This window comes from Bradyrhizobium sp. HKCCYLS1011, assembly GCF_051167795.1.
Classification (GTDB): domain Bacteria; phylum Pseudomonadota; class Alphaproteobacteria; order Rhizobiales; family Xanthobacteraceae; genus Bradyrhizobium.
On record NZ_JBNPTT010000006.1, the window covers coordinates 131,862 to 147,074 of the forward strand.

General features: G+C 65.3%; 11 protein-coding genes. 7 read left to right on the forward strand and 4 right to left on the reverse strand.

Going from position 1 to position 15,213, the window contains the following annotated elements:
• Positions 1-127 precede the first annotated feature (127 nt).
• The 3 genes from ACQR1W_RS21155 to ACQR1W_RS21165 form a co-directional block, all read right to left on the reverse strand.
• Positions 128-1,084, reverse strand: coding sequence for an ABC transporter substrate-binding protein (locus ACQR1W_RS21155; protein WP_434852607.1), 957 nt, complete (start codon positions 1,082-1,084; stop codon positions 128-130).
• Positions 1,085-1,205: 121 nt separating this feature from the next.
• Complete coding sequence (gene hutC / locus ACQR1W_RS21160; RefSeq protein WP_434852608.1) at positions 1,206-1,949, reverse strand: histidine utilization repressor; 744 nt, start codon at positions 1,947-1,949, stop codon at positions 1,206-1,208.
• Positions 1,946-3,304 carry a formimidoylglutamate deiminase gene (locus tag ACQR1W_RS21165; protein ID WP_434852609.1) on the reverse strand — a complete coding sequence of 453 codons (1,359 nt, stop codon included), beginning with the start codon at positions 3,302-3,304 and terminating at the stop codon, positions 1,946-1,948. The genes hutC and ACQR1W_RS21165 overlap by 4 nt, the downstream gene beginning before the upstream one ends.
• A gap of 87 nt (positions 3,305-3,391) precedes the next feature.
• Between ACQR1W_RS21165 and hutI the strand changes: the two genes are divergently transcribed.
• The 3 genes from hutI to hutU are packed head-to-tail and all read left to right on the forward strand — an operon-like array spanning position 3,392 to position 7,839.
• The gene (hutI, locus tag ACQR1W_RS21170) at positions 3,392-4,606 is read left to right on the forward strand and encodes an imidazolonepropionase (RefSeq protein ID WP_434852610.1); all 1,215 of its coding nucleotides are present in this window, start codon (positions 3,392-3,394) and stop codon (positions 4,604-4,606) included.
• Positions 4,603-6,150 carry a histidine ammonia-lyase gene (gene hutH, locus ACQR1W_RS21175; RefSeq protein WP_434852611.1) on the forward strand — a complete coding sequence of 516 codons (1,548 nt, stop codon included), beginning with the start codon at positions 4,603-4,605 and terminating at the stop codon, positions 6,148-6,150. Before hutI ends, hutH begins: the two co-directional genes overlap by 4 nt.
• 18 nt (positions 6,151-6,168) lie before the next feature.
• Positions 6,169-7,839 carry a urocanate hydratase gene (gene hutU / locus ACQR1W_RS21180; protein ID WP_434852612.1) on the forward strand — a complete coding sequence of 557 codons (1,671 nt, stop codon included), beginning with the start codon at positions 6,169-6,171 and terminating at the stop codon, positions 7,837-7,839.
• Positions 7,840-7,858: 19 nt separating this feature from the next.
• Here hutU and ACQR1W_RS21185 read toward each other — a convergent pair whose 3' ends face one another.
• The gene (locus tag ACQR1W_RS21185) at positions 7,859-8,287 is read right to left on the reverse strand and encodes a GFA family protein (RefSeq protein ID WP_434852613.1); all 429 of its coding nucleotides are present in this window, start codon (positions 8,285-8,287) and stop codon (positions 7,859-7,861) included.
• 345 nt (positions 8,288-8,632) lie between these two features.
• Here ACQR1W_RS21185 and ACQR1W_RS21190 point away from each other — a divergent pair, with 345 nt between their 5' ends.
• From ACQR1W_RS21190 to ACQR1W_RS21205, 4 genes are all read left to right on the forward strand, one after another.
• On the forward strand, positions 8,633-9,829 hold the full coding sequence (locus ACQR1W_RS21190) for an efflux RND transporter periplasmic adaptor subunit (protein WP_434852614.1): 1,197 nt from the start codon (positions 8,633-8,635) through the stop codon (positions 9,827-9,829).
• Positions 9,830-9,855: 26 nt separating this feature from the next.
• Positions 9,856-13,011: an efflux RND transporter permease subunit gene (locus ACQR1W_RS21195; protein ID WP_434852615.1), complete on the forward strand. Its 3,156-nt coding sequence runs from the start codon at positions 9,856-9,858 to the stop codon at positions 13,009-13,011.
• Positions 13,012-13,113: 102 nt separating this feature from the next.
• Positions 13,114-13,929 (forward strand): lytic murein transglycosylase, encoded by an 816-nt coding sequence (locus tag ACQR1W_RS21200; protein ID WP_434852616.1) that lies wholly within the window; start codon positions 13,114-13,116, stop codon positions 13,927-13,929.
• 114 nt (positions 13,930-14,043) lie between these two features.
• Entirely contained in the window at positions 14,044-15,156 is a 1,113-nt protein-coding gene (locus ACQR1W_RS21205; RefSeq protein WP_434852617.1) for a hypothetical protein, read from the forward strand.
• The last annotated feature ends 57 nt before the right edge of the window (positions 15,157-15,213 follow it).

The following is a 15,213-nucleotide window of genomic DNA, read 5'->3' on the forward strand; positions in this document are numbered from 1 at the left end:
TAGGATGGATAGAGCGAACGGGTCGGGTCGCCCGACCTGTTCGCGAAACCCATCGCTACAACGCTGAATCGATGGGTTTCGCTTCGCTCTACCCATCCTACGGACTACGGACTCGTTGCGACCCGTCCTACTTGATGAAGTTCGCGTCGTAGATGTCGTTGAGATCAGGCGCCTGCTTGATGATGCCGATCTCGAGCAGGAGATCGGCTGCATCCTTGTTGAAGCTCTTGAATTCGGTCTCGAAGAACTTCTGGTTGGCGGCCTTGTCCTGCCAGCGCAAATATTTCGCCGAGTTGCCGAACTGCTCGGCCGACTGCTTGACGTCTGCGCCCATGATCTCATAGGCCTTGGCCTGGTCCTTGGCGATCATGTCGAGCGCCTCGAAATAGCTGTCGGTCAGCGCCTTCGCCGCCTTCGGATTCTCGGCGAGGAATTTCGGCGTGCAGCCGAACGTGTCCATGACCATCGGATAGTCGAGCGTGGTGGCGATGATCTTGCCCTTGTCGGGGGCGGCGCGCACCGTCGACAGATACGGCTCGTAGGTCATCGCCGCGTCGTTCTGGCCGGACACGAAGGCCTGCGCCGCTGCTGCGGGCTCCAGGTTCACCACCGTGACATCTTTGACCGAAAGGCCGTTCTTCTTGAGCATCCAGGCCAGCGTGAAATAGGGCGCGGTGCCGGGCGCGGAGGCCGCGACCTGCTTGCCTTTGAGGTCCTTGATCGCGGCGATGTCGTTGCGCACGGCCATGCCGTCGGCGCCGTAGCTCTTGTCGAGCTGAAAGATCTGCTTGGTGGCGACGCCGTTGGCGTTCCAGGAAATCCATGTCTCGACGGTCGTCGCTGCGCACTGGATGTCGCCCGAGGCGATCGCCAGATGGCGATCCTTCTGCGGGATCTTCTTCAAGGTGACGTCGAGGCCGTTCTTCTTGAAGATGCCGGCCTCCTTCGCCAGCGTCAGCGGCGCAAAGCCGGTCCATCCGGAAATGCCGACGCCGACCTTCACGTCGTCGGCATGAGCGGGTGCAGAGGCCAGGAGGGTGGTGGCCAGAGCGGCCGATATCGCGAGGGCCCCGAAGCTGCGCATCATCGTCGTCCTTTGCTGGTTGAGTGTATTGTCCGTTCGTCTCGGTGCGGCGGATGCCGCACAATCTGCAAAACGAGCCTGCAAGTCTTGTGCTGGAGCTTTGTGTGCATGACGCTCTATCTCAGCTCCCTTTGAAGCGCGCGACCAGCCGGTGCGATTCGCCGGGATAGATCAGCCGCACCGCGGTGATCGGCCGCGCCTTGCGCCAGGTGTGGCGCTCGATCACGAGGCAGGCCGCGCCGGCCGCGATGTCGAGCGCCTCTGCCGTCGCCATATCAGCGACGATGGCGCTGATCGCGTGCTCGGCCTCGGTCCAGGGCACGTGATGCAGCAGCCACGAGCCCGGCGGATCCGCCGCGAAATCCGCAGTTGCCGCGCCGGGCACCGCTTCAAGATCGATCAAGCGGTCCTCGAGCGCGAACGGCACGCCATCGGCGCTATGACGGCAGGTGATCGCAACTACCTTGCGCGCTCCCTTGACGCCCAATCGCTCGCGGTCGCCTGCATTCGCGCTACGCCGTGCGCGGCTGATCAGCTCATAGCCGTAGGCGCGGCCGAGCGCGGTGATCTCGGCGCGGATGTCGGGGATCTTCAACACCGCCGACAGATATTGCGGCCGGCGCACGAAGGTGCCGGCGCGCCGGCGGCGTTCGATCAGGTCGGCCTGGGCAAGCTCGGACAGCGCCTTGTTGACGGTCATGCGCGAGCAGCGATAGCGCGCCATGATTTCGTGCTCGAACGGAATGCGGTGGCCGGGCGGCCATTCGCCGGTCAGGATCCGCCGCTCAATGTCGAGCCGGATCTGCTTGTACAACGTCGGCCGGCCCGCCGTTTCCGGCCTGCCGCGGCTTTCCGCAAGGCTCATGCGACGAGCCTCCGGATCGCGGCGTTAAACGCCGCGCGTGCCGTGTCGCGCAGCCGATGGCGCCCGTGTTCGACGAGCTTGGTGCCGCCGGCCCAGACGCAGTCGACGGCATCGTTCGATGTCGCGAAGATCCAGCCGTCGAGGATCGCGTCGCCACTACGCCCGGCGAGCGAGGGATGCGTCATGTCGAGCGTGACGATGTCCGCGCGCGCGCCGACCTGCAGCCCGACACAGGTTTGCGCCAGCGCCTGGGCGCCGCCGGCGAGCGCCTGGTCGAACAGGGCACGGCCGGTCGAGCGCGCGGAGCCGCCGGCGAGCACGTTGCGTTCGCGATGGGTCAGCCGCTGGGCATATTCGAGCTGGCGCAATTCGTCGGTGATGCCGACAAGCACGTTGGAGTCGCTGCCGATGCCGAAGCGACCGCCGGCCGCGAGAAAGTCCCGCGCCGGGAAGACGCCGTCGCCGAGGCTGGCTTCGGTGACCGGGCACAGACCGGCCACCGCGCCGCGCGTGGCGAGCGAGGTCGTCTCATCAGGCGTCATATGGGTGGCATGGATCAGGCACCAGCGCCCGTCGATGTCGGCATGATCGAGTAGCCATCCGACCGGCCGCTGGCCCGACCAGGCGAGACAGTCTTCGACCTCCTTCACCTGCTCCGCAGCATGGATGTGCACCGGGCCGCCGTTGGCGAGAGCGAGGATCGCCTTCAACTCATCGGGCGAGACGGCGCGCAGGCTGTGCGGCGCAATGCCGATATTGCCGCCCGGCAGTGCGCTGATTGCGTTGCGCGATGCCGTGAGCAGCCTTTCATACTGATCGACGTTGCAGATGAAGCGCCGTTGACCCTCATGCGGCGCGGCGCCGCCAAAACCACCATGCGCATAAAAGCTCGGCAGCAATGTGAGCCCAATGCCTGATGCGTCGGCAGCCTGGGCAATACGGCTCGCCATCTCCGCAATGTCGGCGTAGGGACTGCCGTCGCGGTCGTGATGCAGATAGTGGAATTCGCCGACGCGGGTGAAGCCGCGCTCCAGCATCTCGACATAGAGCAACGTCGCGACGTCGGCGACATCGTCTGGGGTCATCGCGAGCGCGAAGCGATACATCGTCTCACGCCAGGTCCAGAACGTATCGGTGGACTCGCCGCGCAGTTCGGCCAATCCCGCCATGCCGCGCTGGAATGCGTGGCTGTGCAGGCTGGCGATACCAGGGATCGCCAGCGCGTGCCGTTCATCACCGGCGCCCGGCGCCGCGCCAACCGTTACGCCCATGATGAGACCATCAGTCACCGTCAGCTGCACGTCATCGGCCCAGCCCGAAGGGAGCAGTGCGGATGCGAAGTGCAAGGACGCCATTGTCGAAGCCCGCTGGACAGATTGGTCGATGCGAGATTATGTATAGACATATGGCCCCGTCAAGCTTTCGTAATCCCGGGAGGCAGCATGGCCGAGCGTTTCGATCGGATCTGGCACAATGCACGGCTCGCGACCTTGCGGGAGGATCTGCCCGGGCTCGGACTGGTCGAGAACGGGGTGATCGCGGCGCGTGAGGGGCGCATCGCCTTTGCCGGCGCGCGTGCCGATTTCCCGGTCGATGCCGACGCGCTGGAGCGGATCGATTGTGAGGGACGCTGGATCACGCCGGGCCTCATCGATTGCCACACCCACCTCGTCTACGGCGGCGATCGCGCGCACGAGTTCGAGCTGCGGCTGAAGGGCGCGAGCTATGAGGAGATTGCCCGCGCCGGCGGCGGCATCGTCTCCACCGTCGCGGCGACGCGCGCTGCGAGCGAGGCCGAACTCATTGCCGCCGCGCTGCCGCGGCTCGATGCGCTGCTCGGTGAAGGCGTCACCACGATCGAGATCAAGTCCGGTTATGGGCTGAACACGGAGACGGAGCTGCGCCAGCTCGCGGCTGCTCGTGCGCTCGCGAACGAGCGGGCAGTTGCGATCCGCACCACGTTCCTCGGCGCGCACGCCTTGCCTGCAGAGGCCGGCGGCGACCAGGACCGCTACATTGATCTCGTCTGCCAGGAGATGCTGCCTGCGGTCGCCAGCGCGGGACTTGCCGATGCCGTCGACGCCTTCATGGAAGGTATCGCCTTTTCCGGCGCACAGACCGCGCGCGTCTTCCATGCCGCGAAGGCGCTGGGCCTGCCGGTCAAACTGCACGCGGATCAATTGTCCAATCTCGGCGGCGCCAGGCTGGCGGCTGATTTCGGCGCGCTCTCGGCCGACCATCTCGAACATACCGATGCCGAGGGCGCGGCGGCGATGGCGCGGGCCGGCACGGGGGCCGTGCTGTTGCCCGGTGCCTACTACTTCATTCGCGAGACGCACAAGCCGTCAATCGATCTGTTCCGTGCGCACGGCGTGCGACTGGCGCTCGCAACCGACTGCAATCCCGGCACCTCACCCCTCACCTCGCTGCTGCTCGTTATGAACATGGCGGCGACCTTGTTCCGGATGACGGTCGACGAATGCCTGGCCGGCGTGACGCGGGAAGGCGCGCGCGCGCTCGGCCTGCTCGATGAAACCGGGACGCTCGAAGCCGGCAAGTGGTGCGATCTCGCGATCTGGGACATCGGCCGTCCCGCCGAGCTGGTCTATCGCGTCGGCTTCAATCCGCTGCAGCGCCGGGTGTGGAGAGGGCAATGACAGCCATCCTCGTGACGCCGGGCCGCGTCAGCTTCAGTGAGCTCGTGCCGGTGCTCGTCGCTGGTGCGAGCATCGAGCTTGACCCGTCATCTTGGCCGGCTGTCGACGCAGCGGCCGCGATCGTGACCAAGGCCGCGCAGGGCCGTGAGCCCGTCTACGGAATCAATACGGGTTTCGGCAAGCTGGCGTCCAAGCGGATTCCGCCGGAGCAGACCACGGCTCTCCAGCGCAACCTGATCCTGTCGCATTGCTGTGGCGTCGGCGCACCGACACCGGAGCCGATCGTGCGGCTGATGATGGCGCTGAAGATCGTCTCGCTCGGCCGCGGCGCCTCTGGCGTGCGTCGGGCGATCATCGAACAATTGCAGGCGATGCTGGCGCGAGATGTCTATCCGCTGGTGCCGCAGCAGGGTTCGGTCGGCGCCTCCGGCGATCTCGCGCCGCTTGCGCACATGGCGGCCGTGATGATCGGCGAGGGCCAAGCCTTTGTTGAGGGCCGGCTGCTGCCCGGACAGGAGGCGCTGGCGATAGCGGGCCTTGCACCTGTGACGCTCGGACCGAAGGAGGGGCTGGCGCTGATCAACGGCACCCAGTTCTCGACCGCCTATGCGATCGCAGGCCTCATCCGCGCGCATGATCTCGGGTGCACGGCACTGGTTACGGGCGCGCTGTCAGTCGATGCGGCGATGGCCTCGACCGCGCCATTCCGGCCCGAGATCCAGGCACTGCGCGGTCATGCCGGGCAGATCGCCGCGGGTGCGATCCTGACAGAGCTGTTGAACGGCAGCGCCATCCGCATGTCGCATCTCGAGGGCGACGAGCGGGTGCAGGATCCGTATTGCCTGCGCTGTCAGCCGCAGGTGACCGGCGCCGCACTCGACGTCTTTGCGCAGGCCGCGCGCACGCTTGTATGTGAGGCCAATGCCGTCACCGACAATCCACTGGTGCTGGTCGACACCGGCGAGATCGTCTCAGGCGGCAATTTTCACGCCGAACCGGTGGCCTTTGCCGCGGATCAGATCGCCCTCGCCCTGTCCGAGATCGGCGCCATCAGCGAGCGCCGGATCGCGACGCTGGTAGACCCTGCGCTCAATTTCGGCCTGCCGCCGTTCCTCACCCCTGAGCCCGGGCTCAATTCCGGTTTCATGATCGCGGAGGTCACAGCGGCGGCTCTGTTCGCCGAGAACAAGCAGCGCGCGCTGCCGTGCTCGATCGATTCCACGCCGACCAGTGCCAACCAGGAAGACCACGTCTCGATGGCCGCGCATGCCGCGCGACGATTGCTCGACATGTGCGACAATCTCGCGCAGATCCTCGGCATCGAGCTTCTGGTCGCGGCCCAAGGAATCGAGCTGCGCGCGCCGCATGCAACGAGCGCTGCGCTGGGCGCCGTCATTGCTGCCTTGCGTGCCGAGGTGCCGCCGCTCGGCACCGACCGCTACATGGCCGACGATATCGCCAAGGCCGGCGCACTGGTCGCAAGCTGTGCCTTACCGGCTGCCGTGGCCCGCGCGCTCGGCCGCGACCCGTTCCCCAAGCTTTGATGAGAGGGACTTTTTGTCATGAACCGACGCCTCGACAATGAGCGGGTGATCCGCGCACCTGTTGGCAGCGAGATCAGCGCCAAGAGCTGGCTGACTGAAGCGCCGCTGCGCATGCTCATGAACAATCTCGATCCTGATGTCGCCGAGAAGCCGAGCGAGTTGATCGTCTATGGCGGCATCGGCCGCGCCGCGCGCGACTGGGAGAGTTTTGACCGCATCGTTGCTTCCTTGCGGAGGCTCGAGGCCGACCAGACGCTGGTGGTGCAGTCAGGCAAGCCGGTCGGCATCTTCCGCACCCATCCGGACGCACCGCGCGTGCTGATCGCGAATTCGAACATCGTGCCGCATTGGGCGACGCTCGATCATTTCAACGCGCTCGATAAGCTTGGCCTGATGATGTACGGCCAGATGACCGCCGGCTCCTGGATCTATATCGGCAGCCAGGGCATCGTGCAGGGCACCTACGAGACCTTCGTCGAGGTCGGCCGCCGGCACTATGGCGGCGATCTCGCGGGCAAGTGGATTCTCACGGCCGGCCTCGGCGGCATGGGTGGCGCGCAGCCGCTCGCCGCGACCATGGCGGGCGCCTCGATGCTGGCGGTCGAATGCCAGCCGAGCCGCATCGAGATGCGGCTGCGCACCGGCTATCTCGACCGCCGGGCGGCCACGCTCGATGAGGCGCTGGCGCTGATGGCCGAGGCTGCAAAGACCAAGAAGCCGGTTTCGGTCGGCCTGCTCGGCAACGCCGCGGAGATCTTCCCCGAACTCGTGCGTCGCGGCGTGCGACCGGACGTCGTCACCGACCAGACCAGCGCACATGATCCGATCAACGGCTATCTGCCGAAGGGCTGGACGCTCGCGGAGTGGGAGGCGAAGCGCGCGGCCGATCCCAAGGCGGTCGAAATGGCGGCAAAGACGTCGATGGTCGGCCACGTCCAGGCGATGCTGGACTTTCACAGCAGCGGCGTGCCGACGCTCGACTATGGCAACAACATCCGCCAGATGGCCAAGGATATGGGCCTCGCCAACGCGTTCGATTTTCCCGGCTTCGTCCCGGCCTATATCAGGCCGCTGTTCTGCCGCGGCATCGGTCCGTTCCGCTGGGCCGCGCTCTCGGGCGATCCCGAGGACATCTTCAAGACGGACGCCAAGGTCAAGGAGCTGTTGCCCGACAACAAGCACCTGCACAATTGGCTCGACATGGCGAAGTCACGCATCAAGTTCCAGGGCCTGCCGGCGCGGATCTGCTGGGTCGGGCTCGGCGATCGCCATCGTCTGGGTGTCGCCTTCAACGAGATGGTGGCGCGCGGGGAGTTGAAAGCGCCGATCGTGATCGGCCGCGATCATCTCGATAGCGGCTCGGTCGCGAGCCCGAACCGTGAGACCGAGGCGATGCGCGACGGCTCGGATGCGGTATCCGACTGGCCGCTACTCAACGCGCTCCTGAACTGCGCAAGCGGGGCGACCTGGGTGTCGCTGCATCATGGCGGCGGCGTGGGCATCGGCTATTCGCAGCATGCCGGCATGGTGATCGTGGCTGATGGCACGCCAGATGCCAAGCGACGGCTGGAGCGCGTGCTCTGGAACGATCCGGCCAGCGGCGTCATGCGTCATGCCGACGCAGGCTACGACGAGGCGATCGCATGTGCGCGCGAGAATGAGCTCGATCTGCCGAGTCTGAGCGCGTGATGCAATAGCCTGCGGGTGGTCATTCTCCCGGAAAGCGTGCGTGTTGGGGCAGGTCGTCCGTGATGTCGTGCCATGGCGCCTTTGAAGCGACGAACAGGTGCATCGACGGACGGATGCTCGGGGCATCGACCAGCGTGCCCATGGTGACATGGGCATAGGCGCCTTCGCGGACGACGGAGAAGAGCAGGGATCCGCAGTGCCGGCAGTGTACGTCGTGCGCGGCGGAGGCGTCGCCGTAGATCAAGGTGGCGTCGCCCCCTGCCGCGATCGCGAGATGTTCGCGCCGGATGCCGGCAAAGGGCTTGAACGCTGATCCCGTGGCCCGCCGACAGTCGTTGCAATGACAGTTCATGGCATATTCGAAGGCGTCCGCGACCTGATAGCAAACAGTGCCGCAGAGGCACCGACCCGTCAGGCGGCGTGATGGAGGCCGTGCCGCGTCAGTCATCATGATGCCCTACGAAGGTCCGCGCTGCACCGATCCTAGCACGGTGCGGCGGGACAAGGAGGGCAGGCCGGGAGGGCCTCCGACAGTCGATCGAGCTGATCAAGGCGCAGGACCAGCTGCTCGGCGGGGCGAACCGCGCGAACGCGTGTGAAACTATCTCGACCTGCCGAGCCTGGAATGATGATGACCTGATGACATCGGGCCCGCCGCGGCGGATGGAACCCGGCCGGAGAGATGATGCGCATCCTCCAACCCGCCCGATCGGGCAGGGTGCGGTCGATTTTGAGCGCCGGATGCGTGATGGCGTGTTATGCTCCCCGTAAGATTCCGGGGGAATGTGCGTCGATGTGTATCAGCTGCTCGTTGTCTGCCGCGCCACAGCGAACCGACAGTTCTGCTGGATTTAAGAGGACGCTCAACATCTTAACCCTCAGCCTTGCAGCCGCTTTGGTGGGCTGCGGGGAACAGAAGCCGCAGCCGCAGGCGGCCGCTGCTCCGCCCGTCACCGTGGCCCAGCCGGTCAAGCGTACCGTCACCGATTGGGACGAGTTCACGGGCCGCTTCGACGCGATGGAGGAGGTGCAGGTGCGCGCCCGCGTCGGCGGCTACGTCACCTCGGTCGAGTTCCAGGACGGCGCGATCGTCCACGCCGGCGATCTGCTCTATGTGATCGATTCCAGGCCGTTCGAGGCGGTGGCCGAGCAGGCCGAAGGCCAGCTCGCGGACGCCAAGGCCAAGACCGAGCTGGCGCGGCGCGAATTTGACCGTGCAACGACGCTCAACCAGACCCAGGCGGTCTCCGATTCCGTGGTTGACCAGCGCCGTCAGGCGCTGCAATCGGCGCAGGCCGCCGAGACCCAGGTCGAGGGCGTGATGAAAGGGGCCAAGCTGAACGTCGAATTCACCCACGTGCTGGCGCCGATCACCGGCCGCGTCAGCCGGCACCTGGTCAGCGCCGGCAATCTCGTGCAGGGCAGCGACACCGGCACCTCGACGCTGCTGACCTCGATCGTCACGCTCGACCCGATCTACATCTATTTCGACATGGACGAGACGACCTACCAGAAGAATTCGCGGCTGTGGTTCGAGGGCAAGCGTCCGAGTTCGCGCGACACGCCGAACCCGGTGCAGGTCACGCTGACTGGCGAGACCAAGCCGTCACATGACGGCACCGTCAACTTCCTCGACAACCGGCTTGACGTCTCGACCGGCACGCTGCGCAGCCGCGCCGTGATCCAGAACAAGGACCTCTCGATTCTGCCCGGGCAGTTCGGCCGCGTTCGCCTGATCGGCTCCTTGCCTTATGAGGCGCTGCTGATTCCGGACACCGCTGTCGCTACCGACCAATCGCGCAAGATCGTCTTTGTGGTCAAGGCCGATGACACCGTCGAGGCTCGCGCAGTCGTGCTCGGGCCACTGGATGATGGCCTGCGCGTGATCCGCGAAGGGCTGAAGGCGGAGGATCGCGTCATCATCGACGGCATCCAGCGCGCGCGGGTGGGTGCCAAGGTGGCGCCGCATCCGGCTGCGAGCGGCACGTAACGGCGACAAGTCATAGGCGCAAACTCATGAATCTCGGGCGGCTCTCCATCAACCAGCCCATCCTGGCGATGGTGCTGTCGATCGTGCTCCTGATCGTAGGTGCGATCGCCTATCCGACCTTGCCGGTCTCGGAATATCCGCAAGTTGTGCCGCCGACCGTCGTCGTCACCACGCAATATCCCGGCGCCTCCGCGCAGACCGTCTCCGACACGGTGGCGGCGCCGATCGAGCAGGAGATCAACGGCGTCGACGACATGCTGTATCTCTACAGCCAGGCGACCTCGAACGGCCAGTTGAACATCACCGTCACCTTCAAGCTCGGCACTGATCTCGATAAGGCCCAGGTGCTGGTGCAGAACCGCGTCGCGATCGCGCAGCCGCGGCTACCGGAGGAGGTGCAGCGCAACGGTGTCGTCACGCGCAAGAACAGCCCCGACCTGATGATGGTCGTGTTCATGCTGTCGCCGGACGACACGTTCGACCAGACCTACATTTCGAACTACGCGCTGCTGCAGGTTCGCGACCAGTTGCTCCGCCTCGACGGCGTCGGCGACATCACGATCTTCGGCGCGCGCGACTATTCGATGCGGCTGTGGCTCGATCCCGACAAGATCGCCAATCTCGGCATGACGGCAGGCGAGGTGGTCGCGGCGGTCCGGGCTCAGAACCTGCAGATCACAGGTGGGCAGATCGCCTCGCCGCCGATCGCCGACCGCGCCTTCCAGCCGAACCTGACGTTCACCGGCCGGCTCAAGGAGCCCCAGCAATTCGAGGACATCGTCGTCAAGGCCGGCGCCGACGGACGCACCGTGCGCCTGCGCGACGTGGCCAGGATCGAGCTCGGGGCGCTGGACTTCTCCACCAACGGCTTCCTGCTCAGGAAGTCCGCGGTGGCGCTGCTGGTGTTTCAGCGTCCGGGCTCGAATGCGCTCGCCACCGCCAAGCGCATCTCCGATACGATGGTGGGCCTGAAGGCCAATTTCCCGAAGGGCCTCGACTACAACATCGGATACAACCCGACCGAGTTCATCGCTCAGTCCGTCAGCGAACTGGTGAAGACCATCTATGAGGCGATGGCGCTGGTCGTCATCGTGGTGCTGGTGTTCCTGCAGGGCTGGCGGCCGGCGATCATTCCGATCGTTGCGATCCCGGTGTCGCTGGTCGGCACTTTCGCCGTGATGGCGGCCCTGGGCTTCTCGATCAACAATCTCACTCTGTTCGGCCTGGTGCTGGCGGTCGGCATCGTGGTGGACGATGCGATCGTGGTGGTCGAAAATGTCGAACGCCATCTCGAGCATGGCCTGAGCAGGCGGGATGCGGCGCTCAAGACGATGGAGGAGGTCGGCGGCGCGCTGGTCTCGATCGCGCTCGTGCTCTGCGCGGTGTTCGTGCCGACCGCGTTCCTCGGCGGCATTTCGGGACAGTTCTTCCAGCAATTCGCCGTCACCATCGCGGTCGCGACCGCGATCTCCTGCTTCTGCTCGCTGACGCTGTCGCCGGCGTTGGCGTCGCAGATCCTGCAGCCGCATGGTGAGCGACGGCCGCCGGCGCGCTGGAATCTGATCGCTCGGGGCTGGGACGCCTTCACCGGTCTGTTCAACCGAATCTTCGATCGTCTGTCGCAGGGCTATGCACGCGTCGCGGGCTTCGTCATCCGGCATTCGGTGGTGATGCTGCTGGTCTATGCGCTGCTGATCGGCAGTGCCGGATGGCTGCTTGCGACCACGCCGCAAGGCTTCATTCCGGCGCAGGATCGCGGCTACGTCATCGTGTCCGTGCAATTGCCCGGCGCAGCCTCGCTGGCGCGCACCACCGAAATCGTGCGCAAGATCGAGAACATCGCTTTGGCCACGCCGGGCGTGGTGCGGGTTCCGGCGCTGGCGGGTCTATCGGGGGCCACGCGCACGCAGGCGAGCAACTCTGCGGCACTGTTTCCCGTGTTCGACGAGCCAGAGGTCCGTGCCAAGAAGGGGCTGACCGCCACTGCGATCACAGCCGAGCTGCGCAAGCGCCTTGCGGGGATCGAAGGCGCGTTCATCATCGTGATCCCGCCGCCCGCGGTGCCGGGCATCGGCACCGGCGGCGGCTTCACCATGCGCATCCAGGACCGGCAGGGACGCGGCAGCGAGCTGCTCGCCGCAGCGACGGACGAGCTGGTGGGGGCGGCGCGCAAGGCGCCGGGATTGACCGCAGTGTTCTCGCCCTACAGCGCCAACACCCCGCAAGTGTTCGTCGACATCGATCGGGTCAAGGCCGAGAAGCTCGGCGTGCCGATCGCCAACATCACCGATACGATCGAGACCTATTTCGGCTCGACCTATGTCAACGACTTCAACCTGTTCGGCCGCACCTATCACGTCACCGCGCAAGCCGACCTGCCGTTCCGCAAGGAGACCGCGGATCTGGCACGGCTGCGCACGCGCAACGCGGCCGGCGACATGGTCATGCTCGGCAGCGTGGTCGATTTCAAGGATGTCGCAGGTCCCGATCGCGTCGCCCGCTACAATCTCTATCCGTCATCGGAGGTGCAGGGCGATACCTTGCCCGGCGTGAGCTCGGCGACGGCGATCAACATCATGAAGCGGCTGGCCGATGAGACGCTGCCGAGCGGCTTCGGCTACGAGTGGACCGACCTGTCGTTTCAGCAGGTGAACGGCGCCAGCGCCGGTCTCTATGTGTTTCCGATCTGCGTGCTGTTCGTCTATCTGGTGCTGGCCGCGCAATATGGCAGTTGGACCCTGCCGTTTGCCGTGATCCTGATCGTGCCGATGTGCCTGTTGGCCGCAACGATCGGCGTCCGCATCATGGGCCAGGACATCAATATCCTGACCCAGATCGGCTTCGTGGTGCTGGTCGGGCTTGCCGCCAAGAATGCCATCCTGATCGTCGAGTTCGCGCGCGACATCGAGAACGAAGGCCGCGAGCGGCTCGATGCCGTGATCGAGGCCTGCCGGCTGCGACTGCGGCCGATCTTGATGACCTCCTTCGCGTTCATTCTCGGCGTGCTGCCGCTGGTGATCTCGACGGGCTCCGGCTCGGAGATGCGCCAGGCGGTCGGCGTCGCCGTGTTCTTCGGCATGCTCGGCGTCACGCTGTTCGGTCTCATGTTCACGCCGATCTTCTACGTGGTGGTGCGCAATCTCGCCGAGGGCCGGGAACGCAAGAAGCCGGTGGCGGTTTGAACTCGGCCGTTGTGCGGCTCTGGAGGGTAGGATCGCGCGCCGCCCGGTGCTAAGAGCTTCCTTCCGCGGGAAGACCGCAGGTTGGCCGAGGGAGATAGCCGGATGACCAAGGGCGGAGATGTTGCGAAGGCGGCCGTGCTGGCTTTGGTGCTTGTGGCAGGCGTGGCGGTGCGGGCCGATGCCGCGCAGTGCGGCAATGGGCCGGGCGGCTTCGAAACCTGGAAGCAACAGTTCGGCGAGGAGGCCCGTGCCAAGGGCATTGGGGCGAGCGCGATCGGCGCGCTGATGCAGACCAACTACGCATCCGCCACCATCGCCGCCGATCGCAGCCAGCGCAGCTTCGGCCTGTCGCTCGATCAGTTCCTGGCCAAGCGCGGTGCCGCCGGCATCGTCGCGCGCGGCCGCGCGATGAAGCAGTCGCACGCGGCACTATTCGCCTCGATCGAGCAGCGCTATGGCGTGCCGCCTGGCCCCTTGATCGCGATCTGGGGCATGGAGACGGCGTTCGGCAGCCAGCGCGGCAATCAGCACATGCTGTCCTCGATCGCGACGTTGGCCTATGACTGCCGGCGTCCGGAATTCTTCACCGATCAGCTCTATGCGGCGCTCAAGCTGATCGATCGCGGCCAGCTGTCGCCGTCGCAGCGCGGCTCGATGCATGGCGAGGTCGGGCAGACCCAGTTCATGCCGAAGACGATCTTGAACTACGGCACCGGCAATCTCGACAACGCTGCCAATGCGTTGATGTCCACGGCGAACTTCCTGCATGCCAACGGCTGGCGCGCCGGCGCCGGCTATCAGCCGGGCGAGCCGAACTTTGCCGCGATCGAAGCCTGGAACGCCGCGGGTGTCTATCAGAAGGCAATCGCGCTGATGGGCCGCCAGATCGACGGCGGCGGCTCGGCTGCGGAGCGGTGAGCTCAGGTGATTGCTGTGGATGAGAAACGAACGGCGGATGGCAAGGGCTGGACTATGATTGGCGGCGGGCTAACCATGTGATGTCCGCCGTGACCGGCAGCCTGCCTCATCATCATGAGCGAATATCAATATTACGAATTTCTGGCGATCGACCATAGCCTCGATGCTGGCGTGCAGGAAAAGCTGCGCTCGATATCCTCGCGCGCGGAGATCACCGCGACGAGCTTCACGAACCATTATGAATGGGGCGATCTCAAAGGCGATCCGCACAAGTTCATGGAGGCGTGGTTCGATCTCCATGTCTATGTCGCCAATTGGGGCGCGCGGCGCCTCATGATTCGTGTGCCGAGGCCGGCGTTGGATCCTTCGGATGCCGAACCCTTTCTGAGCGATATCGATTGGGTCGCAATGTCGGTCTCCGGCGACAATGTCATCGTCGATATCAGCCGTTACGAGCTCGACATCGACGAGTGGGACGATGGTTCGCATTGGATGGCGAAGCTCGCGCCACTCCGCGCTGACCTGCTTTGCGGTGACCTCAGGTTGTTTTATCTCATCTGGCTGACGGCCGTTGAGGAGGAGCTGATCTCCAATGAGGAGTTGGAGCCCCTGCCAGGAATTGGCCCGCTCAGTGGTGCCCTTGAGAGCCTGGGCGAATTTCTCCTGATCGACCCGGATCTGTTGCAGGCGGCGGCTGAGAATGCTGCAGCGGCAGGGCAGTCGCAAGATGAGTTGCGCGACGCCATCGGCACCATTTCCGAACATGAGAAGATCCAGCTCCTGTTGCGCGTCGTTGACGGTGATGCACATGTTGCATCGGAGCTGAAGCGCCGATTTCGCCAGAAGGACGCGGCCTGCGTTACGCAGCGAACCGCGGGAGACTTGCGGGCGCGCCGGCAACAGGTTGCTGCGGCTCGCGAGCGCGCGGATGCCGAACGCCAGGAGGCTGAGAGACGGCGCCAAGCCGAGCACGACAAAAAGGCGCGTGAGGTTCGGCTCAAGGCGCTCAAGCAGCGCGGAGAAGCGGTCTGGCGTGAGATCGAAACGGAGGTCGAGCGGCGCAATGCATCCGGTTACGACAATGCGGCTGCCTTGTTATCCGATTTCAAGGCGCTCGCGGGCGAGCAAGGAACGACGGCCGAATTCGTGCGTCGGATTGCCGATATCCGTGCAAGACACAATACTAAGCGGAAATTCCTGGAGCGGCTTGATGATATCCAGCCATGATGCCGTGGAGTCGTTGCAAGAGAGCGGCGCCTCGTTTCCGAAGCGCCGCTCTCGTTC